Genomic DNA, 20,442 nt, shown 5'->3' with positions numbered 1-20,442 from the left:
ACGCTACAGGGAAAGCGGAATTTCGTTGCCGCGTATCAATGTTTTTTTGAGAGGCTCACCTCATGTCATTGAACGACGGCAACACGGGAATGCCCCCAAGAAAACGCCACAATGAAGAGAGCTCCCAATTGCAGAAGCCAAAAGTCCTCGTGGTCAATGACCACGCCGCAAGCCTGTTCGCACTCCAGACCATCCTTCTTAATTCACCCCAGTCCCACGAATATGAAGTACTGACCGCCACCTCCGGCACGGAGGCGCTGCGGCAAGTTCTTGCCCACAAGTTCGCCGTCATCCTGCTCGACGTCAGCATGCCCGGCATGGACGGTTTCGAAACCGCCGAACTGATTCACTCCCACCCGATGTCGGCCACCGTGCCCATCATCTTCATCACCGCCTATTACGCGGATGAAATGAATCGCATGAAGGGCTTCTCGCACGGTGCGGCGGATTACCTGATCACGCCGGTCATCCCGGAAGTGCTGCATGCCAAGGTCTCTGTGTTCATCGAACTCGAGCGCAAGAACATGCTGCTTGAAAAGCAGAAGGGCGAGCTGGCGGTGCTGAACAAGAACCTGCAGGTGCAGCAGATGGAAAAGCTCAAGCGCGTCAACGCCGCGCTTGAAGCGGAGATCGCCGAGCGCCGTCAGGCCGAGGAGCGCGCCCAGGCGCTCGCGACGCGCGATTCGCTCACCGGCCTGCTCAACCGCCGCTCGCTCACCGAACAGCTCGAGCATGCGGCCGTGCGCGCGGCGCGCCAGCAAGAGCATCTCGCGCTGCTGTTCCTCGACATGGACAAGTTCAAGAGCATCAACGATACCTATGGCCACGACGCAGGCGACGATCTTCTGGTGCAGATGGCAACCCGGCTGCGTTCCGCGGTGCGGGAAGCCGACATCGTCGCCCGCCTCGGCGGCGACGAATTCGTGATCCTCATGGAAGGACTGCCTTCCTATGCCGCCGCGGCCCAGGTTGCCAAGAAGATCCTCGCTGCGACCGCCAAGCCGTTCAACGTGCAGTCGCAGCAGGTGCGCACCTCGGTCAGCGTGGGCATCGCCATGTTCCCCGACGACGGCCAGACCGTCCAGGACCTGATGCGCAGCGCCGACCTCGCGATGTACCACGCCAAGCAGGAGCGGCGCGGCAGCATTCAATTCTTTCATCCCGAACTCAACGCGCGCCTCATCGAGCGCCGCCAGCTCGAACACGAACTGGAGCAGGCGCTCGAGAACGAAGAGTTCGAGCTGTACTACCAGCCCAAGGTGGATGTCCGCTCCGGACGGGTTGCCGGGGTCGAGGCGCTGCTGCGCTGGCACCATCCCCGCCTCGGCGTGCTCAGCGGCGGGCAGTTCATGCCGGCCGCCGTCGAAACCGGCCAGGTGGTGCCGATCGGCGAATGGGTGATCGCCCAGGCGTGCGCGCAGGCGCGCGCGTGGCAGGATGCGGGCGCGCACTTCCCGCACCTGCCGATCGCCGTCAATATCGCGATTCCGCAGCTCTACGCCAACCTGCCTGAAGTGATCTATCGCGCCTTGCGCAAGTACCAGATCGCGCCTTCCTGGCTGCAGCTGGAAATCACGGAATCGCTGGTCATCCGCGATGTGGAAAAGGCAACGAGCGTCTTGCAGGAAATCAGCGAGAGCGGCATCACGATCGCGATCGACGATTTCGGCACCGGCTATTCCTCGCTGTCGGTGCTCAAGTCCCTGCCCATCGACATCCTCAAGATCGACCAGTCCTTCGTGAGGGACCTGGGCAAGGGCGCGGGCGACAACGCCATCGTCGCCGCAGTCGTCAACATGGCGCGCGCGCTGGCATTGCGCGTCGTCGCCGAAGGCGTCGAGACCGAGGAACAGCTCGCCATCCTGCGCGACCTCGGCTGCGACGAACACCAGGGTTACCTCTTCAGCAAGCCCTTGCCCGCCGCCGCGCTCGGCGAACACGTCATGCAGGCCATCCGGGCCTGACGCAGCGAGCTTGCCCGGCCATTCAGGCCAGCCCCGGGGCGCCGTCCGGCGCCCCGAAGCACACAAGGAACATCACATGAATCCAAGCATCGACCAGGTGGACGACCTCGACGTAAAAACCTTGCTGGCCACCTTGCGGGCCCTCAAGCGAGGCGACCTGTCGGTGCGCATGCCCTCGGACTGGACCGGACTTGCCGGCAAGGTCGCCGACACCCTCAACGACATCATCGACACCAGCGAGCAGACCGTGTCGGAACTCATGACCGTCAGCCGCGTGGTTGGCAGGGACGGCCAGCTCGACCGGCGCGCGACCGTGCCGGGGCTGACCGGCGGTTGGGGAAGCATCGTCAGGTCGGTAAATACCCTGATCGACGATCTGGTGCATCCGACCAACGAGATGGCGCGCGTCATCGGCGCGGTGGCGAAAGGCGATCTTTCCCAGAACGTCGCGCTGGAAGTCGACGGGCGTCCGCTCAAGGGACAGTTCCTGCGATCGGCGTCGACCGCCAACACCATGGTCGAGCGCCTCAATTCCTTCGCCTCGGAAGTGACGCGCGTGGCACGGGAGGTGGGCACCGAAGGCAAGCTCGGCGGCCAGGCTAGCGTTCCCGGCGTGGCGGGCACCTGGAAGGACTTGACCGACTCGGTGAACTCCATGGCAGGCAACCTGACCTCGCAGGTGCGTAACATCGCCGACGTGACCACCGCAGTGGCGAACGGCGACCTCTCCAAGAAGATCACCGTGGACGTCAAGGGCGAGATCCTGGAGCTCAAGAACACCATCAACACCATGGTCGACCAGCTTCGTTCGTTCGCGTCGGAAGTGACGCGGGTGGCGCGCGAAGTGGGCACCGAGGGCAAACTCGGCGGCCAGGCTTATGTGCCGGGCGTGGGCGGCACCTGGAAGGACCTCACCGACAACGTGAACTTCATGGCGGGCAACCTGACGGCCCAGGTGCGAAACATCGCCGACGTGACCACCGCCGTGGCGCGAGGCGACCTCTCCAAGAAGATCACCGTGGACGTCAAGGGCGAGATCCTGGAGTTGAAGAACACCATCAACGTGATGGTGGACCAGCTTAATTCGTTCGCCTCGGAAGTGACGCGGGTGGCGCGCGAAGTGGGCACCGAAGGCAAGCTCGGCGGCCAGGCGCAGGTCGAAGGCGTTGGCGGCACGTGGAAGGACCTGACGGAAAACGTGAACTTCATGGCGGCCAACCTCACCGCACAGGTGCGCGGCATCGCCGGCGTGGTGACCGCCGTGGCGAACGGCGACCTGAAGAAGAAGCTGACCGTGGTGGCGCGGGGCGAGATCGCTACCCTCGCCGATACCATCAATGAAATGATCGACACGCTGGCGCTGTTCGCGGACCAGGCCACGACGGTGGCGCGCGAGGTGGGCGTGGAGGGCAAGCTCGGCGGCCAGGCGCGCGTGCCGGGCGCCGCGGGCACGTGGAAGGACCTGACGGAGAACGTCAACCAGCTCGCGGCCAACCTCACCACCCAGGTGCGGGCAATCGCGGAAGTGGCGACGGCGGTGACGCGCGGCGACCTGTCGCGCTCCATCCAGGTGGAAGCACGGGGCGAGGTGGCGGACCTCAAGGACAACATCAACGAGATGATCCGCAACCTGAAGGAGACCACGCAGAAGAATGCGCAGCAGGACTGGCTCAAGACCAACCTCGCGCGCTTCACCCGGCAGCTCCAGGGCCAGCGCGACCTGCAGGCGGTGTCATCGATGATACTGTCCGAACTCGCGCCGCTGGTGTCGGCGCATCATGGCGTGTTCTACCTGATGGACGCGGCGGAAGACGATCCGCGCCTCCATCTCGTGGCAACCTACGGCTATCGGGCACGGCCGCATCTGCCGCCGTCGTTCCGGCCGGGCGAGGGCTTGGTGGGGCAATGCGCCAGCGACAAGCGCCTTGTCTGGCTGACCAACGTGCCGCGCGACTACATCCAGGTGTCGTCCGGCCTCGGCGCCGCGCCGCCCGTGAACATCGTGGTGCTGCCCATCCTGTTCGAGCAGCATGTCAAGGCGGTGATCGAGATCGCTTCCCTCGACCGCTTCACCGAGACGCACGTGTCCTTCCTGAGCCAGCTCACCGAATCGATCGGCGTAGTGCTCAATACCATCGAGGCCAACAGCCGCACCGAATCGTTGCTGACACAGTCGCAGTCTCTGGCGCAGGAACTGCAGCAGACCAACCTGGAACTGGCGGAGAAGGCGCGCCTGCTCTCCGACCAGAACATCGAGGTGGAACGCAAGAACCGCGAAGTGGAACAGGCCAAGATGGCGCTGGAAGAAAAGGCCACGCAGCTTGCCCTGTCCTCGAAATACAAGTCCGAGTTCCTGGCCAACATGTCGCACGAACTGCGCACGCCGCTCAACTCGTTGCTCATCCTGGCCCAGCAGCTCGCAGCCAATCCGGACGGCAACCTGACCTCGAACCAGGTGGAGTTCGCGCGCACCATCCACGGCTCCGGCAGCGACCTGCTGACCCTGATCAACGACATCCTCGACCTGTCCAAGATCGAGTCTGGCACCGTCACCCTGCAGCTCGGCGAATACGGCTTCCATGCCCTGCGCAACTTCGTCGAGAGAACCTTCGGCCATATGGCGGACGCGCGCAAGATCGGCTTCAAGGTCGACATGTCGTCGCGCCTGCCTTCCACCTTCATCACCGACAAGACGCGCCTGCAGCAGATCCTGAAGAACCTGTTGTCGAATGCCTTCAAGTTCACGAGCAACGGCGAGGTGTCCCTGCACATGGACGTCGCGGGCGGCGGCTGGAGTCCGGAAAACCGCGGCCTGTCGGCCGCGCCCGCGGTACTGGCATTCTCGGTGCAGGACACAGGCATCGGCATCCCGGCGGACAAGCTGCAGCTGATCTTCGAAGCATTCCAGCAGGCCGACGGCAGCACCGCCCGCAAATATGGCGGGACCGGCCTGGGCCTGTCGATCAGCCGCGAGCTGGCACGCCTGCTCAACGGCGAAATCCGCGTCGAGAGTACGGTGGGCGCGGGCAGCATCTTCACGCTCTACCTGCCGCTGTGCGAACCCGCCGGCACCGGACTCCACCATCTTCCCGCCGTATGGGAACGGCAGCTCGAAACCGCGCGCCAGCGGGCGGAACGCGCCGGCGCCGCGGAACGCTCGACCGTCGCCGATGCCGGGGACGACCGGGAATTCCTCGGCGAGGGAGAAGAATGCGTGCTGATCGTCGAGAAGGATGAGGCGCTCGCCTCGGTGCTGGCGGAGCAGGCACGGGCCCATGGTTTCAAGATCGTGGTGGCCGACCAGCCGAACGCCGCGCTCGCGCTGGCGCGCGACTACCAGCCCCTGGCCGTGATGATCGATCTCGACCATGAGCGCGAGGCAGGCCTGCTCACCATTGAGCGGCTGCAACGCGACCCGGTCACGTCGAACGTGCCGGTCGTCGTGCTGTGCGCCGATGCCGCGGACGATGCGCCGCCGCTGCAGTTGCCCGAAAGCGTTCGCGGCCGCCTGCGCAAGCCGCTTGCGGTGGATGCGCTGGATGCCGAGTTGCGCCGCATCGCCAGCGGACCCGCCGGAGATGCGCGCAACGTCCTGGTCGTGGAACCGGAAGAACGACAGCGCCGCGCCCTGCTCGAGCTGATCGGCGGCGGCGACGTGCGGGTCGAGTCCGTCGGCAGCGGCGAAGAAGCCCTGCGGGCGCTGGAATCGAGCCGCATCGACTGCGTCGTCCTGAGTCCCGATGCGACCGATGCGCACGGCGTCGATCTGCTTGCAGCGGTGGACCGCCACCCCGCGCTGGCGAGCGTCCCGATCGTGGTGCATTCCGAAAAGACCCTGACCCAGGAAGACCTGCGCAAGGTCGACCATGCCAGCCAGTCCGCCCTGATCCGGATGACGACCTCGATCCAGGAGCTCCAGGCCGAAACGGCGTCGCTGCTGCAGCTTCCGCAGGGCGACGGGCCGCATGCCGCGGCGGGCGCACCGGGGGATGGCGGGGACGGCCTGCTCGATCTCGCCGGCCGCAAGGTGCTGGTGGTCGACGATGACGTGCGCAACATCTTCGCCCTCAGTTCGGCGCTGGTGCGCGAGGGAATGAAGGTGCTGTACGCGGAAAACGGCCGCGACGGCATTGATGTCCTGCAGGCCAATCCCGACATCGACATCGTGCTGATGGACATCATGATGCCGGAGATGGATGGCTACGACACCATGCAAGCCATCCGCGCGCAGCCGGCGCTCAAGGACCTGCCCATCATCACCCTGACGGCAAAGGCGATGAAGGGCGACCGCGACAAATGCATCGCGGCGGGCGCCTCGGACTACATCACCAAGCCCGTCGACCTGGCGCGCCTGCTGACACTGATCCGGGTCTGGCTGCACCGCTGATTACCAAGGGCCATCGACGCCTTTGATATCAATCAAAAAGTGTTTTTGATGACGGAGTTTTGCAGTTGCGCAACTGAACTGCCGGGGCCGGGCGTTTTACAATAGCACGATGCGACGTGCTCCGCAGCGCCGCCCCGCCCGGCCATGCGCCGGCGGTGGTCGCGGCATGCCTGCCAACCGCCTGTATTGATTCGCCATGCCCAACCCCGATCTCTCCCAGGACCGACTCCGTGACAAGCTCAAGGTATACCGCCGCGCGGTAGAACTGCTTGCCTCCTCCCTGGAATTCGACGAAACGCTCGCGCACACCATTTCCGCCTGCCTTCCTGCGCTGGGCGATTTCGGATTCTTCGACGTCGTGGTGGATGACGGCGTGCGCCGCACCGCCCGCGCCCACCTCGATGACGAAGTCGATGCCATCCTGCGTCCGACGGAATGGATACGCCAGGAGCGCCCGGACATGAACCTCTGCGCGCTCTCGACCGGGCAGGCGGCTTTCCATCCGGACATCGACGACGGCTGGTACCGGGCCGTCGCGGTGGACGAAGGCCATCTCGCGATCCTGCGCAGGCTGGCCTTCCGCTCCATGATTTCCGTACCCATGTGGTACCGGGGCGAACTCGTGGGCGCGCTGACCTTGTTCATGGGCCGGTCCGGCCGGCGGCATACCGAGGACGACCTGGAGCTGGCAATGGAACTCGCCATGCTCGCCGCGCCGACGGTGGTCAACGTCCGGCTGCTGGAAAAGCAGCGCCGCGCCGAAGCCGCGCTGCGCGCCAGCGAAGAGCGGCTTCGCATCGCCCTGGACGCGGGCGGCATCGGCATCTGGGACTGGAACATCCTAAGGGACGAGATAAGCTGGTCGGACCGGGTCCATGCCTTGTATGGCCTGCCGCCGGGAAGCTTCCAGGGAGGCATCGCGGATTTCGCCGCGCTCGTCCATCCCGAGGACCTGCCCGACGTGCAGGCCCGCATCGAGCAGGCCCTGGCCGTTGGCAGCGGCTACACGGCGGAATTCCGGGCGCTGCTGCCGGGCGGCCGCATCCGCTGGCTTTCGACGCAGGCCCACCTCGACCGCGACGCCGCCGGCACGCCCGTGCGCATGGTCGGCGCCACCACCGACATCACCAAACGCATGGAACTGCTGGCCGCCGAGCGTGCGGCCAAGGCCGAAGCCCTCGCCGCCAGCCGGGCCAAGGATGAATTCCTCGCCATCCTCGGCCACGAACTGCGCAATCCACTTGCTCCCATCGTCACCGCGCTGCAGCTCATGGAATTACGCGGCGAGCGCACCACGCAGTATGAGCAGGGCGTGATCCGCCGGCAGGTCGACCACCTGTCGCGACTGGTCGACGACCTGCTCGACATCGCCCGCATCTCGCAGGGCAAGGTCGAATTGCGGCTGGAACGCATCGACCTGGCGGCGGTTCTCGACAAGGCCATCGAAGTGGTGGCGCCGGTGCTCGAAAAGAATGGCATCCGCTTCGACGCCAGGCTGCCCGAGCAGCCGGTCTACGTCCTCGGCGACCCGGTGCGGCTGGCCCAGGTGCTGGCCAACCTGCTCGGCAATGCCGCGAAGTTCACGCCGCCGGGCGGCCATGTAACGGCGGAGCTTACCGTCGCCGACGCGGGAGCATGCCTGCGCGTCACGGATTCGGGAATCGGCATTCCGCCGGACCTGCTGCCGCATGTATTCGACATGTTCGTGCAGGGACCCCAGCGCATCGACCGCGAGGCGGGCGGACTGGGGCTGGGCCTGACCATCGCCAGGACGCTGGTGCGGATGCACGGCGGCAGCATAAGCGCGGTCAGTGCGGGCAAGGACCAGGGCAGCCTGTTCGAGATCCTTCTGCCGATCGCCGCGTCCGCCTTGCATGATGACCGGTCGTCGGTTCGACGCGAACATGATGTCGCCGGCGCGCGGGTGCTGGTGGTGGACGACAACGTGGATGCCGGCGAAACGATCTCGGAGTTGCTGCGTTCCGAAGGCTGCGAGGTGAGGTATGCGCCGGACGGCGCCACGGCGCTTGCCATCGCAGCGGACTTCGTTCCTGGCGTCGCCATTCTCGACATCGGCCTGCCCGACATGGACGGCTACGAACTCGGCAGGCTGCTGAGCGCCATGCCCGCGCTCGCGCGCACGCGTTTCGTGGCCTTGTCCGGCTACGGCGCCCGGCCGGGCGACGAAAAGCGGTTCGAGTTCAGTGCGCGGCTGGTCAAACCGGTTCGATCGCGTGACCTGCTGGCTGCCTTGGCGCCCGCGCGCGAACGCGAGGCCGAGGCTGGCCCGCCGTCCGTCCCGCCGCCTCTTGCTCCTGCTGCCGGAGCAACGCCGTGAGGCAATCGGCGTCCATCGGCCGTCCGAAGAAATAGCCTTGCGCGAGCGCGCAGGCGTGCGTCGACAGGAATTCCACCTGCTCCGCCGTTTCCACGCCCTCGGCGATGACTTGCAGGTGCAGGTGCCGCGCCATGGCGATGATGGTATCGGTAATCGCCATGTCGCTCGCGTCGGTGGCAATGCCGGCGACGAAGCTGCGGTCGATCTTCAGCGCCGAGATCGGAAAGCGCTTGAGATAGGACAAGCTGGAATAACCCGTACCGAAGTCATCGACGGACAGGCGCACTCCCATGGCGGACAGGCAGCGAAGCGTAGCGATGTTTTCCTCGCTCGGCTCCATGAGCACGCTTTCGGTAATCTCCAGATCGAGCGCCTCCGGCGGCAGTCCATGTTCCTCGAGGATGGCGGCCACCACGTCGCTGAAGCCCGGCTGCATGGCCTGGCGCGCGGAGAGGTTGACCGCGATGCTCATGCCGGCGTGGCCATCGTCGCGCCATACGCGTAACTGGCGGCAGGCTTCGCGCAGCACCCACTCCCCGATCTTGAGGATCAGGCCGGACTCTTCGGCGACCGGAATGAAGTCCAGGGGCTGGATCATGCCGCGCGCGGGTTGCAGCCAGCGCAGCAGCGCCTCGGCCGACATGATGCGGCCGCTGCGCAGGTCGACCTGCGGCTGGTAGTGCAGCAGGAGTTCGCCGTGCGGCAGGGCATTCCTGAGCTGGCTTTCGATCGCGAGCCGCTGCTGCACGGCGGTGTTGAGCGAAGCCGTGAAGAACTGGTAGTTGCCCTTGCCCTTGGCCTTGGCGTGGTACATCGCCGTGTCGGCGGCCTGCATCAGGGCGTCAACGGTTTCGCCGTCCCCCGGGTACATGCCGATGCCCATGCTGGCTCCGGCGTGCAGGGATTGTCCGCGGACGATGAACGGCTCTTCGAGCGTGTCGAGGATCTTTTGCGCAAGCTGACCGACCTGGGTAGTGCTCCGGAGCTTGGGCAGGCAGATGACGAACTCGTCTCCCCCGAGGCGCGCCAGCGTATCGCTTTTGCGGATGCAGCGCCGGATGCGGGAGGCGAACTCGCACAGCAGCTCGTCGCCGGCCAGATGGCCGAGCGAGTCATTGACGTGCTTGAAGTTGTCGAGGTCGATGAACAGCAGGGCGATGGCGTGCCGTTCGCGGTCGGCGTGCATGATGGCGTGGTTGACCCGGTCGTGCAGCAGCACCCGGTTGGGCAGCCCGGTCAGGCTGTCATGCAGCGCCATGTAGCGGATGCGCTTCTCGGTTTCCTGAAGCCGCTGGTGCGCCTGCTCCAGCCGATAGTTCGACTTGAGCAATTCGCCGTTGGCTTCCCGCAGCGCGCTGGTGCGCAGGGACACCAGAACCTCGAGGTGTTCGCGGTATTGCTGCAGCTCGACGGTGTCGTGCATGCGTTCGGTGACATCGCGGATCAGGGCGATCAGCACCTCTTCGCCGTCGATGTCCGTGATGGTCGCGGAGATTTCCACGTTGCGCAGTTCGCCATCCCGGGATCGCAGGCGGGCGGCGAAATCGTTGACCTGCCGGAGGCGCCGCACGGCGTCGACCAACCGCTGGCGCTCTTCCGGCTCCGGCCACACGCCGAGCTCCGTCGCCGTGCGCCCGATGATGCGCTCGCGGGTCATGCCGACGAAGCGCTCGTAGCTGGCGTTGACGTCGATGTAGAGACCGTCCTTCAGACGGCTGATGGAGATGTAGTCGGGAGAACGATAGAAGACGCGCCGATAGGCGTCGCCATCGTCGACTTGCGCGGTCTTCCTGATCGCGTTACCAGCCATCGGCGGGGTTCTCCTTGCTCCCGAAGGGCACACCGTTGTGCCGAAAGCCGATCATGCCATGTTGCCATGTGTCATGGCTTTGCGCAAAAGCAATGGTTTGCTCTTAATAAGGCGCATACTTGGCGGGAATGAAGACGTTGCCTGCCAACCCGCAGGAGCGTTTTTTGACAAAACACAGTGTTTATCGAGCCCTCCGACAACCGATTTTACTATCTAAGCTATACTTCCCGGACAGGCTTCCATGGACTGAAAACTCCAGCCCTGCCTGGCTTGTCAAACCACGATGTAGCGATTGCCGGAATCATTCCGGAAAACCATGCCCGAAACCAAGTCAACAGAGCAACAGTCTGCCGCGGCAGAAACCCGCCGGCCCCATGTGCTGGTGGTCGAGGACAATCGCGATCTGGCGAAGCTTTTCTGCGACCTCCTGGAGATCGTGGGCTGTTCCACCGATATCGCGACCACGGTCAGCGCCGGCCTTGAGCAGGCGAAACGCCGCACTCCGGAACTGGTGTTCTGCGATCTCGCGCTCCCGGGCGACAAGAGCGGCTTCGAGTTTCCCACCGAATTCCGCAAGCTTGGCATGCCAAGCCAGATCCGCCTGATCGCGGTGACCGGCTACAGCAGCCCCGAAGACCACGCCCGCGCCATGGAAGCAGGATTCGAACGGGTGATGACCAAGCCCGTCAAGTTCGCCGAAATGCAGACGGTGGTCCGCAGCATCCGCCTCGTCGCCTGACGCCTTTCCCCGACATTCCATTGCAGTTCCGCTGTGCCGGACGCGTCGCGGCGCATGCAAGATTTTTCATGGCAGGACTTCCAATGTTCAGGGCGGCTGGTGTAACATTCCGTCGCTTACAAAAAAAATCCTGCCAAGGAGCGAGAGAGACAAGAGCCCGTCCGGCCTGCCGCGACGGGCTTCTTTTTTGATATGTCCTGCATGAATGTCTGTCATCACGACAATAAATTGGCTGCATGCAAGGACGTTCGCTAAGATGCGAACTGTCTCCTCCAACTCTCCTTGAATTGGATTTACCCGCCCACCGCAAGGTCGGCGGGTTTTTTTTCGCCTGCCAACAATTGCCTCAGAGCGGCATGCCGGTTGCGTCGAACAGCCCTTCGAACAACGCGGAGCTCAGGTAGCGCTCGCCGGAGTCGGGCAGCACGACGACGATGGTCTTGCCGGCCATCTCGGGAAGCTTGCCCAGGCGCACGGCCACCGCGGCGGCCGCGCCGCAGGAAATGCCGGCGAGGATCCCCTCCTCCTTCGCCAGCCGACGCGCATAATGCATCGCCTCTTCATTGGTGACCTGTTCGATCCGGTCCACGAGCGACATGTCCAGCACCTCCGGCACGAAACCCGCGCCGATGCCCTGGATCTTGTGCGGCGCCGGCTTGAGCGGTTCCCCCGCGCGGGTCTGGGTCAGGACCGGGCTGGCGACCGGTTCGACGGCGACGGAAACCAGGGAATGGCCCCGGGTCTTCTTGAAATAACGCGACACGCCGGTGATGGTGCCGCCCGTGCCCACGCCAGAGACGAAGACATCCACCTTGCCATCGGTGTCTTCCCAGATCTCCGGTCCCGTCGTGGCCTCGTGCACCGCCGGATTGGCCGGATTCTTGAATTGCTGCAGCAAGACATATTTGCCGGGGTCCGAGGCGACGATCTGCTCCGCCCTGGCGATCGCGCCATTCATGCCCTTCGGGCCTTCGGTCAGGACAAGCTTCGCGCCATAGGCCAGCAGCAGCTTGCGACGCTCGATGCTCATCGTCTCGGGCATGGTCAGCGTCAAGGGAATGCCGCGTGCGGCCGCGACGAATGCGAGGGCGATGCCGGTGTTTCCGCTCGTCGGCTCGACCAGTTCCTTGCCCGGGCCGAGCAGCCCGCGCTTTTCCGCGTCCCAGATCATGGCCGCGCCGATGCGGCACTTCACCGAGTAACCCGGGTTGCGCCCTTCTATCTTTGCCAGGACGGTCGCGCCGGCGCCATCGGTGATGCGGTTCAGGCGCACGAGCGGGGTTCGTCCGATCGACAACGAGTTGTCTTCAAACCAGTGGGACATGTCAGCTCCTTGTTGCGGTGAAATGAGAACGGGATGGCATTGTTTCATTGCGCCGTGAGGCGGGCAAGCCATCCATGTCAAGAATCCTGCCGGGACCCGGGCGCGTCAAGGCGCGCTTTTGTTGTTTCGATGCATCAGCGGCGACATAAGTGTGCGCTGTGTCACGTTCATGCCAAAAGCACATTTCTATAATGGACTACAGCAACATTCTTTAACGGAATCCTTTCTGAGAGAGAACCATCATGGGTAAGACGCTTCATGAGCGTGTGCCGCTCAAGTCCAAGCCTGCGGTTAACGTGCAGCAGACGCTGCTGTTTGCCGCCCTGCTCGCCTCGGCCCTGGTTTTTGCGCTCTTTCAGCTGAACTGACGCGTCATTTGCCTATCAATGGCATGCATGGCTGGCATGTCCGGCGCGCGGGCGTTCGCCCGCGCTGTAAAAAGCTTGCGCCGGAATAACAAGCCGCATGGCCGGGCGACCGGTTAATGCTAGAATCCGTGCTCTTTCCATTGGAGGTTGCATGAACAAAACCGAACTCATCGACGCCGTCGCCGCAGAATGCGACTTGTCCAAAGCCTCGGCCCAGCGCGCTGTCGAGTCCGTCCTGAACCAGATCGTCAATGCCGTAACCGCTGGTGACAGCGTCCAGCTCGTCGGCTTCGGCACGTTTGCCAATGGCTCGCGTGCGGAACGCACCGGCCGCAATCCGCGCACCGGAGAAGAAATCAAGATCGCCGCGGCCAAGACCGTGAAGTTCTCCGCCGGCAAGGCGTTCAAGGACGCGGTCAACAAGTAATACGGACTCTGCAGGCTTCAGGACGCGGACGGCAACGTTCTTCCCGCCTCCTGCGCCTGCCAGGGCGGTCCCTTCAGTTCCACCACGTTTCCCTCCGGGTCGGTGACATAGATCGACGGCCCCTCCCCTTCCGCGCCGTAGCGCGATTCCACCTGTCCTGCCGCGATCCCCTTCTCCTCGAGATGGCGCCTGATGTCCTGGGCATCGAATGGCTCGACGCGCAGGCAAAAATGATCGAGGTTCCGACCTTCGCGGCCGGGCGCCACGCCACCGGCACGGCCGAGCTTGCCGTCCACCGGCACCAGGTCGATGAGGCAGGTTCCCGCGCGAACCTGGTAGAGCCCGATTTCTTCCTGCGCCTTTTCCAGGCTGCATCCGAGAACCCCGAGATAGAAATCCAGCATGGGGGGCAGGTCGGAGACCCGCAGGACCAAGTGATCGATATGCTTGATGGTCAGCATGACGGTAGTTTTCCAGGTTGATGGCAAAAATGATGCGGTCCAGCGGCGTGCGGCAGCGGCCTGCGCTCGCACAGTCCGTCGCGCCAGGATGCATTTTGCACCAGGAATTGTGCAATCTGTCGCAATCCGCTGGAGCGTGGGCGGCCGCGGGCATACAGTGGCATCACACCGCGCAACCAACCACAGGAAAGAACATGAAAAACGTCATCGCCATCGCCCTGCTCGTCAAGGTCTTCGCCATCGTCGCCATCATTGCTTTCTCGGGCCGCTTCGCCGCCACTACGCCGGTCCAGCCGCAAGCCGCCTCCGACATTCCGCGTATTACAATCGTGGCGAAGCGCCTGACCCCGGCGCAGAAAGCCGCGATGCTGGAACAGGATGCGGAGCAGACCGCCGGCACGCGCAATGCCGCAGAAGCGGCCTGATTTCAGGAGAAGAAGCGCCATGAGAACCCGAGTGTCCGCCGTCGCGCTGGCCATTTGCGCCGTCCTTGCCAGCGTTGCCGCCATCGAGGCCCATGCCCAGGGAACGACGCCGCAGGAAAGCAACTCCGGAACCGCCGTCTCGGAAAACCGTAGCGTGCCGGCGTCGGTCACGATGGTGGAAGTGCGCGGCAATATCGACCTGCGCATGCGCCAGGCCGCCGCGCCCGCGATGGTCATGCGTTACCAGCCGAGGCTGAAACCGAAGGTGACCTTGAGCCAGGATGGCACGCGCCTCCTCATCGAGACCGAAAAGGAAAGCTGGACGCTCGGCCGCGCCGCGACGCCGGTGGTCGAGCTCAACCTGCCGGCATTGCGTGAACTCGGCATCTCCGGAAGCGGCGACGCCGATGTACGCGGATTCAAGGGCGAGTCGCTGCAGCTGTCGCTGGCCGGCTCGGGCAACGCGAAGTTCGAGGGACAGTACCGCGAGGTGACGGTATCGGTTTCGGGAAGCGGCAACCTCAAGATGGATGCCGGCGCGAGCGACAACCTGGAGTTTTCCCTGGCCGGCTCCGGCGAAGCCACGGTCACGGGTTCCGGCAAGTCGCTGGCATTGAATATCGCCGGTTCGGGCGCCTTCAACGGCAAGCAGCTGAAGGTGGCGAGCGCGCGCATCACGTCCGCCGGATCCGGCAGCGCCTCGGTCAATGCGGCCAGCGCCATCGCCGTATCCTCCGTCGGCAGCGGCGACGTTTCGGTCTATGGCAACCCGGCCCAGCGCAGCGTGAGCAGGGTTGGATCGGGCAGCGTCCGCTGGCAGTGAGCCGGCGGACCGCCGCACGGCATCACATCATTCAAAGCATCACTCCTTGCGGCCGCGCCAGGCATGATCTGCCCGGGTGCGGCTCTTTTTCGCCGGTTCGCGCTCCATGCCTGCCGGCGTCATCCCCGCCTTAGCGCCAATCGTTCCCCGTCGCGGACTTTCCTTTCGAATTCCGCCGGCGGCAGCGCCGGACTGAAGAGATAGCCTTGCAGCTGGTCGCATCCGAGGTCGCGCAGGAAGGACATCTGCTCGCGGGTTTCCACGCCTTCGGCGACGATTTCCTGGCGCAGCTGCTGCGCCATGGTGACGATGGCGCGGGCGATCGCGCAGTCATTCTCCTCGTGCGGCAGGCCGATCACGAAGGACCGGTCGATCTTCAGCGTGCTGATGGGGAATTTCTTGAGGTAGGCCAGGCTGGAGTAGCCGGTGCCGAAGTCATCCAGCGCCAGGGCAAGTCCCATGGCGACGAGCTGGTTCATGATGGGAATGACGTTTTCCGCGCCCCGCACCAGCAGGCTCTCCGTAATTTCGAGCTTGAGCAGGTTGGGCGGGAGCTGGTGCTTGTCGAGCACGGCGTGCACGCGCTCCGGCAAGGCCGCGTCGAACTGGCGCGAGGAGATGTTGATCGCGATCGGCGGCACTTCGAGGCCGGCGTCCTTCCATTGCCGGATCTGGCGGCAAGCCTCCTCCAGCACCCAGTCGCCCAGGCTGAGGATGAGCCCGGTCTCTTCGGCCACCGGAACGAAGATGCCCGGAGACACCATGCCGCGTTCCGGATGCTTCCAGCGCAGCAGGGCTTCCGCGCCGACGATGCGGCCGCTGCGCAGGCTGACCTTGGGCTGGTAGTGCAGCTGAAGCTGGCTTTCCGCGAGGGCGCGCCGGAGCTCGCTCTCGAACCACAGGTGTTCCTTGGCGCGCTGGTTCATCTCGGCGCTGAAGAACATGTATCCCACTTCTCCGCTCTGGTGAACCCGCGTGCGCGCGGAATCGGCGAAGCGCAGCAAGGTATCGGTTTCCATGCCGTCCTCCGGGTAGACCGCGATGCCGATGCTCGCGCCGATGCGCAGGTTATGGCCGTCGATCAGGAAAGGCGCGTCCAGCGAGCTCAGCAGCTTCTGGGCGACGATTCCGGCGTGCTCGCGCTTCTGGATGTCGAGCAGCGCGACCGCGAACCGGTCGCCGTCGAGCCGGCACAGCACGTCTTCGTCGCGCAGCGTGGCGCGGAAGCGCTGGCTGATGTCGCGCAGCAGCGTGTCTCGCACTTCATGGCCGAGCGTGTCGTAGATGGACGTGAACCGGTAGAGGGCAAGGACCAGCATCGCCCCGTGCCCGTGCTGGCGACGCGCAACGGTCAGCGCCTGGTCGGTCAGTTGGGTCAGGAGCGAACGGTTGGGCAGGCCGGTCAGCGAGTCGTAGTTGGCGAGGTGCTGGATCCGCGCCTCCGCTTCCTTATAAACGCTGATGTCGGAAAAGATGGAAAACGCGTGGGTGATGTCGTTCGTGTCGTTGCGCACCACGCTGATCGAGACGGACTGCGGAAAGTGTTCGCCGTTCTTGCGCTTGCCGATGATTTCGCCATGCCATGGTCCGGCGCCGCGCATGGCCGAGCGCACCTGGGCGCGGAAGTCGGCGTTGTGCTTGCCGGAACGCAGGATGTCCGGCGTCTTGCCGATGGCTTCGGCAGCGGTGTAGCCGGTGATGCGTGTGAAGGCGGTGTTGACGGAAACGATGCGCTCTTCGCTGTCGGTGATCAGGATGCCCTGGTCGCTGTCCTCGATGATGCGTGCGTGCAGCCGCAGCTTGTCTTCGTCCGACAGCCCGTCGCCGATTTCCGACATGCGCGCCACGAAGCCCGCCGGCTGGCCGGCCTCGTCGCGTTCCGCGGTCAGGGACAGGCTCGCCCAGAAGATGTCGCCCGACTTTTTCCGGCGGCGCACTTCCATCACGGCGCTGCCGTCGTCGAGGAACATCTCCGCGATTTCCTCGCTGCTGTCGGCATAAAGGAAGAGCACGTTCTGGCCGAGGGCCTCCTCGGCTGTGTATCCGAACAGATGCTCCGCGCCCGCGTTCCAGCCGGTGATGTAACCCAGCAGGTCCATCCGGATTTCAGGCTGGGGAAGAGCGGCGCGGCCTTGCGGCGACGCCGTTGGCGACAGGCGCATCTCGTTCAGGGCGGATTCCAGCTCGCTGAGGGTTTGCAGGAGGGCAGCGCCGTCCAGCTCGCGCGCCCTGCGGCAAAGCGCGATGCACGCCTCGAGCCTGGCGTCAGGCATGTTTGCCCCCGTTGGGTTCCTGGATGACCTCGCTCATCCAGAGGTAGGACTCCACCAGCAAGCCATGGAAATCGTGGGCCGACAGGTGCAACTGGTCCAACCGGTCCTGGCCGGGCATCCACTGCTCCGCCCATGTCGCCGTGTCGAGCAGGCAGCCGATGTCGCCGCCATGCTCCAGAACCGCCTGGCGGATGGCGTCGCTGATCTTGAGCGGCTTGAGAACCTCCGCCAGCGGCATGCCGAACAGCACGCCGAGAAGGGAAAACATGCCGGCCATGAATGCGGCTTCCTGGGTTGCCTTGTCCATGCCGCTCGCCTTGGCAAGCAACTCCATGGTCCGGGCACGGACGGCAACGCGGGCCAGGAGCATGGCGGAACGCTCATCCCCCTGGCGCGAGGAAAAGAGCATGAGGTTCAGCCAGCGACGAAGCTGGGCACGTCCCATGATGAGGATCGCCTGTGAAAAGCTGGTGATCTGCCGGCTCATTCCCATGCCGAGGGAGTTGACCACCCTCAGCAGCTGGTATGACATCGTCGGATCGCGCCGGAGCACCGCCTCGATCTCGTGGGTATCCGCGTCGTCATTGACCAGTTGCACCAACTGGAGCGCAAGTGTGCGCGATGCGGATTGCGCGGCATTCGGCTTGGCGGGCGGGGCAGTCCACCAGTCTCCGGCCAGCCATGCCGCCGTGGCCGGAACCGCAGCGGGCGCGTCCTTGGAGAGAACATGAAGCGCCGCAACGGGGACGGTCTTGCAGCCTTGCCGTGCCAGTTCCTCCACGAGCGCCGCGTCCGCAGCGACGGGTTCGACGAGCAAGCAGGAAAAGCGCTTCGCCAGGGCGGAGAAAGCGTCGCTGGACACGATCTCGGCCGCCATGGCGGGGTCGAGTATTTCCGGGCGCAGTCGGATGGTGCTGGGTGCCCTGGTCTTGTCAGCCAGCAGCTCGATCAGTGCCGGAACCGGAGAGGAAGAGCGAGTCATGGAATGCGGATCTGTTAGGCAATACGGCAATACTACCTTGATTCCCGACGCTTTATTGATCCTCGGCAATGCACGGGCCGGCTTTGTCGCATTCGCGCATGCCGGCAGCGGTTCGTTGCGCCCAGGCTCGGGCGTTTCCACCTATGCTGCCTGGCCGTGTCGCTTCCTGGCAGCGTTCTACGCGTGGCAGTTGACGCCGCGTCCGCGAGGATATACTGTATATAAAACCAGTACATTGCAGGAGTGACCATGAACCACCAGACCTTTGGCCGTGAAGCGGCCGGATCCATCGTTTTCGCTTCCGAGTCCGCGCGCGAACGCACGCCGTTGCGGCGCAGGGACGGAGATGGAATCCGGACGCGGTTCGGCGAACTGGTCGACGTTCGCCATCGCGGCGCACTGCGGCTGGCGCGGCTGACCGGCTTGCAGGTGCCTCAGACCGACATGCCGGCGGTCGTGCGCCTGTGGAACGGCGACATATGCAAGGAAATGTCGATACATGAAGCACGCGCCCTGGCAGCCCAGCTGCTCGAGGCGGCAGCCTGCGCGGAAGGACAGAATCGCCGGTAATCCGGGCGGAAGGCGGACGAGATGCGAGTGATTTTCCTGGACGTGGATGGCGTATTGCATCCGGCGAGCGCGGCGATCCGCTTTTCGCTGGCGGGATCGCCGCGTGCGAATGCGCAAGCCTTGTGGCTGTTTCGCTGGGCATGGATACTCGACGAATTGCTGGCCCCCTACCCTGACGTTGGCATCATCGTCCATTCGGACTGGCGGCTTTTCCTGTCGTCCGGCGAGCTCCAATCCCTGCTTGGTCCGTTGGGAAGGCGCTTCATCGGCGTGACGCCGCGGGGACCGCGGCCGGAAAGCGTCGCCGCCGTGCTGGAGACCGCGGACGTGGAGGATCATCTCGTTCTCGAGGCCGGCATCGACAACGCGGTGCAGTCGTCCTGCCAGGTACGATGCGACCCGATGGCGGGCTTGCAGGACTTTCGCGTGCAGGCGCGGATACGGGCATGGCTGGCGACCGGCGACGCGCGGCTGGCGCAAGCGTCGGGCGCAGGCGAGGCGCCGCAACGAGGGGCCCTTCCTTTTTGACGTCTCCCCTTCCTGATGTTCCAACTTCTCCGGAAGTAGCCCCCGGCACTACCTATTTCACGGCGACTGGTGCGATGAGTAGGCGCTTGTATCGATTCATTCCGGTGACATCGAGCAGACCGAGCCAGCGGGCGATGTCGGCTTCGGCGTGGCCGGCGGCGAGCTGCCGCATGGCGAAGGTATGCCTGAGCCGAAAGAGACCGCCGCCACCCTCCCCGATTTCCGCCGCCTGGATGACTGCCTTGGACGACTCGAAGCAGCGGGTATGCGACCACTGCTTGCCGCTGCTGGTCGATGGTAAGACATAGTCGCCCAGGAATCCCTGGCGTTCACGTTCGCGCATCCATTCTGCAAGCATCTCGCCTGCCCATTCCGCAAGAGGCGTTTCCCTTCCCGGCGCATTGCCGTTGCCAGGAACCGAAAGCTTCCAGGGCAATCCCTCCCCGTTGGTCAATACTCCCGCGGTTCGAAGATGGCGCACGTCGCCCGGCGCCAATCCGGCACCTAGCATCAAGGCCACTGCGGTCAAGTCGCGTAGTTCCTTCCAGTACAAGGCTTTCTGCCGGTTTTCCTCGAAACGATGCTTGAGGAAGGTGATGAGCTGCTCGACGAGTTCATCACCCAGGTAATCAGGCAAGGGATCGCGTTCCGCCGCCTCGGCGTGCTTGAAGTGCGGCTGTTGCAAAAGCTCGAATGCGGCAAGGTTGGGCTGCTGGTTCCGGGTCGCGGCGGCATGGCGCAGCACGCGATCGATCAGGGTCAGGAAGCGACGCGCATAGCGCATGTTCAAGGCGCGTCCTGCGCCTGGCGCCGGGGCGCGGCTGCGCTCGCGGTGAAGGAAAAACTCGGTGAGATCCTGCGGACGCAGCTTGCCTGGGTCAATGCCTTTTTCGAGACAGAAGGTACTGAAGGCAGCCCACATTTCCCGATAGATGTCGGCCGTTTCCGGGCCTAGCGGCCGGTCCGCCACGTCGCCCTTGGCACGGCTGGACATCCATTCTTCGTACAACTGCAGCAAAGCCT

The 20,442-nt window shown here is 64.5% G+C and carries 15 protein-coding genes and 1 pseudogene; 10 read left to right on the top strand and 6 right to left on the bottom strand.

The window, feature by feature from the left end; all coding sequences use genetic code 11:
• Positions 1–128 precede the first annotated feature (128 nt).
• The 3 genes and pseudogenes from G3574_RS23275 to G3574_RS23265 form a co-directional block, all read left to right on the top strand.
• Positions 129–1,964, top strand: coding sequence for a putative bifunctional diguanylate cyclase/phosphodiesterase (locus G3574_RS23275; RefSeq protein WP_235953583.1), 1,836 nt, complete (start codon positions 129–131; stop codon positions 1,962–1,964).
• Between the two features lie 76 nt (positions 1,965–2,040).
• A complete protein-coding gene (locus G3574_RS23270) occupies positions 2,041–6,351 on the top strand; it encodes a response regulator (protein ID WP_163967937.1) in 4,311 nt (1,436 codons plus the stop codon).
• A 196-nt stretch (positions 6,352–6,547) separates the two neighbouring features.
• Positions 6,548–8,545: pseudogene (locus G3574_RS23265) on the top strand (ATP-binding protein); the annotation flags it as partial.
• Positions 8,546–8,567: 22 nt separating this feature from the next.
• On the opposite strand, the gene G3574_RS28520 reads toward G3574_RS23265, so the two are convergent.
• Positions 8,568–10,499, bottom strand: coding sequence for a putative bifunctional diguanylate cyclase/phosphodiesterase (locus G3574_RS28520; RefSeq protein WP_163967935.1), 1,932 nt, complete (start codon positions 10,497–10,499; stop codon positions 8,568–8,570).
• Between the two features lie 316 nt (positions 10,500–10,815).
• Between G3574_RS28520 and G3574_RS23255 the strand changes: the two genes are divergently transcribed.
• Positions 10,816–11,238 (top strand): response regulator, encoded by a 423-nt coding sequence (locus tag G3574_RS23255; protein WP_163967934.1) that lies wholly within the window; start codon positions 10,816–10,818, stop codon positions 11,236–11,238.
• Between the two features lie 346 nt (positions 11,239–11,584).
• Here the strand turns inward: G3574_RS23255 and cysK are convergent, their stop codons facing one another.
• Positions 11,585–12,562, bottom strand: coding sequence for a cysteine synthase A (gene cysK / locus G3574_RS23250; RefSeq protein ID WP_163967933.1), 978 nt, complete (start codon positions 12,560–12,562; stop codon positions 11,585–11,587).
• 242 nt (positions 12,563–12,804) lie between these two features.
• On the opposite strand from cysK, the gene G3574_RS28730 reads away from it, so the two are divergent.
• Together G3574_RS28730 and G3574_RS23245 are read left to right on the top strand one after the other, a co-directional pair.
• The gene (locus tag G3574_RS28730) at positions 12,805–12,930 is read left to right on the top strand and encodes a hypothetical protein (RefSeq protein WP_268958906.1); all 126 of its coding nucleotides are present in this window, start codon (positions 12,805–12,807) and stop codon (positions 12,928–12,930) included.
• A 151-nt stretch (positions 12,931–13,081) separates the two neighbouring features.
• The gene (locus G3574_RS23245) at positions 13,082–13,357 is read left to right on the top strand and encodes an HU family DNA-binding protein (RefSeq protein WP_163967932.1); all 276 of its coding nucleotides are present in this window, start codon (positions 13,082–13,084) and stop codon (positions 13,355–13,357) included.
• 17 nt (positions 13,358–13,374) lie between these two features.
• Here the strand turns inward: G3574_RS23245 and G3574_RS23240 are convergent, their stop codons facing one another.
• Positions 13,375–13,818: a VOC family protein gene (locus G3574_RS23240; protein WP_163967931.1), complete on the bottom strand. Its 444-nt coding sequence runs from the start codon at positions 13,816–13,818 to the stop codon at positions 13,375–13,377.
• A gap of 194 nt (positions 13,819–14,012) precedes the next feature.
• Between G3574_RS23240 and G3574_RS23235 the strand changes: the two genes are divergently transcribed.
• Positions 14,013–14,243 (top strand): hypothetical protein, encoded by a 231-nt coding sequence (locus G3574_RS23235; RefSeq protein WP_163967930.1) that lies wholly within the window; start codon positions 14,013–14,015, stop codon positions 14,241–14,243.
• A gap of 19 nt (positions 14,244–14,262) precedes the next feature.
• On the top strand, positions 14,263–15,066 hold the full coding sequence (locus G3574_RS23230; RefSeq protein WP_163967929.1) for a GIN domain-containing protein: 804 nt from the start codon (positions 14,263–14,265) through the stop codon (positions 15,064–15,066).
• 119 nt (positions 15,067–15,185) lie between these two features.
• On the opposite strand, the gene G3574_RS23225 is transcribed toward G3574_RS23230, so the two are convergent.
• Positions 15,186–17,339, bottom strand: coding sequence for a putative bifunctional diguanylate cyclase/phosphodiesterase (locus tag G3574_RS23225; RefSeq protein ID WP_163967928.1), 2,154 nt, complete (start codon positions 17,337–17,339; stop codon positions 15,186–15,188).
• Positions 17,332–18,321 (bottom strand): EAL and HDOD domain-containing protein, encoded by a 990-nt coding sequence (locus G3574_RS23220; RefSeq protein WP_163967927.1) that lies wholly within the window; start codon positions 18,319–18,321, stop codon positions 17,332–17,334. Before G3574_RS23220 ends, G3574_RS23225 begins: the two co-directional genes overlap by 8 nt.
• A gap of 249 nt (positions 18,322–18,570) precedes the next feature.
• Here G3574_RS23220 and G3574_RS23215 point away from each other — a divergent pair, with 249 nt between their 5' ends.
• Complete coding sequence (locus G3574_RS23215) at positions 18,571–18,891, top strand: hypothetical protein (RefSeq protein ID WP_163967926.1); 321 nt, start codon at positions 18,571–18,573, stop codon at positions 18,889–18,891.
• Positions 18,892–18,912: 21 nt separating this feature from the next.
• A complete protein-coding gene (locus G3574_RS23210) occupies positions 18,913–19,419 on the top strand; it encodes an HAD domain-containing protein (protein WP_163967925.1) in 507 nt (168 codons plus the stop codon).
• 52 nt (positions 19,420–19,471) lie between these two features.
• On the opposite strand, the gene G3574_RS23205 is transcribed toward G3574_RS23210, so the two are convergent.
• The gene (locus G3574_RS23205; protein ID WP_163967924.1) at positions 19,472–20,413 is read right to left on the bottom strand and encodes a tyrosine-type recombinase/integrase; all 942 of its coding nucleotides are present in this window, start codon (positions 20,411–20,413) and stop codon (positions 19,472–19,474) included.
• Between the last annotated feature and the right edge of the window lie 29 nt (positions 20,414–20,442).

This window comes from Noviherbaspirillum galbum, assembly GCF_010974945.1.
GTDB classification, from domain to species: domain Bacteria; phylum Pseudomonadota; class Gammaproteobacteria; order Burkholderiales; family Burkholderiaceae_D; genus Noviherbaspirillum; species Noviherbaspirillum galbum.
The sequence above is the reverse complement of the archived record's forward strand: the minus strand, read 5'-3'. Positions and strand labels throughout refer to the sequence as shown.

Bases quoted from the DNA above. Each gene is read 5' to 3' on its own strand.
- G3574_RS23270 (WP_163967937.1), top strand. From the start codon at position 2,041: ATGAATCCAAGCATCGACCAGGTGGACGACCTCGACGTAAAAACCTTG.
- G3574_RS28520 (WP_163967935.1), bottom strand. From the start codon at position 10,499: ATGGCTGGTAACGCGATCAGGAAGACCGCGCAAGTCGACGATGGCGAC.
- G3574_RS23255 (WP_163967934.1), top strand. From the start codon at position 10,816: ATGCCCGAAACCAAGTCAACAGAGCAACAGTCTGCCGCGGCAGAAACC.
- cysK (WP_163967933.1), bottom strand. From the start codon at position 12,562: ATGTCCCACTGGTTTGAAGACAACTCGTTGTCGATCGGACGAACCCCG.
- G3574_RS28730 (WP_268958906.1), top strand. From the start codon at position 12,805: ATGGGTAAGACGCTTCATGAGCGTGTGCCGCTCAAGTCCAAGCCTGCG.
- G3574_RS23245 (WP_163967932.1), top strand. From the start codon at position 13,082: ATGAACAAAACCGAACTCATCGACGCCGTCGCCGCAGAATGCGACTTG.
- G3574_RS23240 (WP_163967931.1), bottom strand. From the start codon at position 13,818: ATGCTGACCATCAAGCATATCGATCACTTGGTCCTGCGGGTCTCCGAC.
- G3574_RS23235 (WP_163967930.1), top strand. From the start codon at position 14,013: ATGAAAAACGTCATCGCCATCGCCCTGCTCGTCAAGGTCTTCGCCATC.
- G3574_RS23230 (WP_163967929.1), top strand. From the start codon at position 14,263: ATGAGAACCCGAGTGTCCGCCGTCGCGCTGGCCATTTGCGCCGTCCTT.
- G3574_RS23225 (WP_163967928.1), bottom strand. From the start codon at position 17,339: ATGCCTGACGCCAGGCTCGAGGCGTGCATCGCGCTTTGCCGCAGGGCG.
- G3574_RS23220 (WP_163967927.1), bottom strand. From the start codon at position 18,321: ATGACTCGCTCTTCCTCTCCGGTTCCGGCACTGATCGAGCTGCTGGCT.
- G3574_RS23215 (WP_163967926.1), top strand. From the start codon at position 18,571: ATGAACCACCAGACCTTTGGCCGTGAAGCGGCCGGATCCATCGTTTTC.
- G3574_RS23210 (WP_163967925.1), top strand. From the start codon at position 18,913: ATGCGAGTGATTTTCCTGGACGTGGATGGCGTATTGCATCCGGCGAGC.
- G3574_RS23205 (WP_163967924.1), bottom strand. From the start codon at position 20,413: ATGTCCAGCCGTGCCAAGGGCGACGTGGCGGACCGGCCGCTAGGCCCG.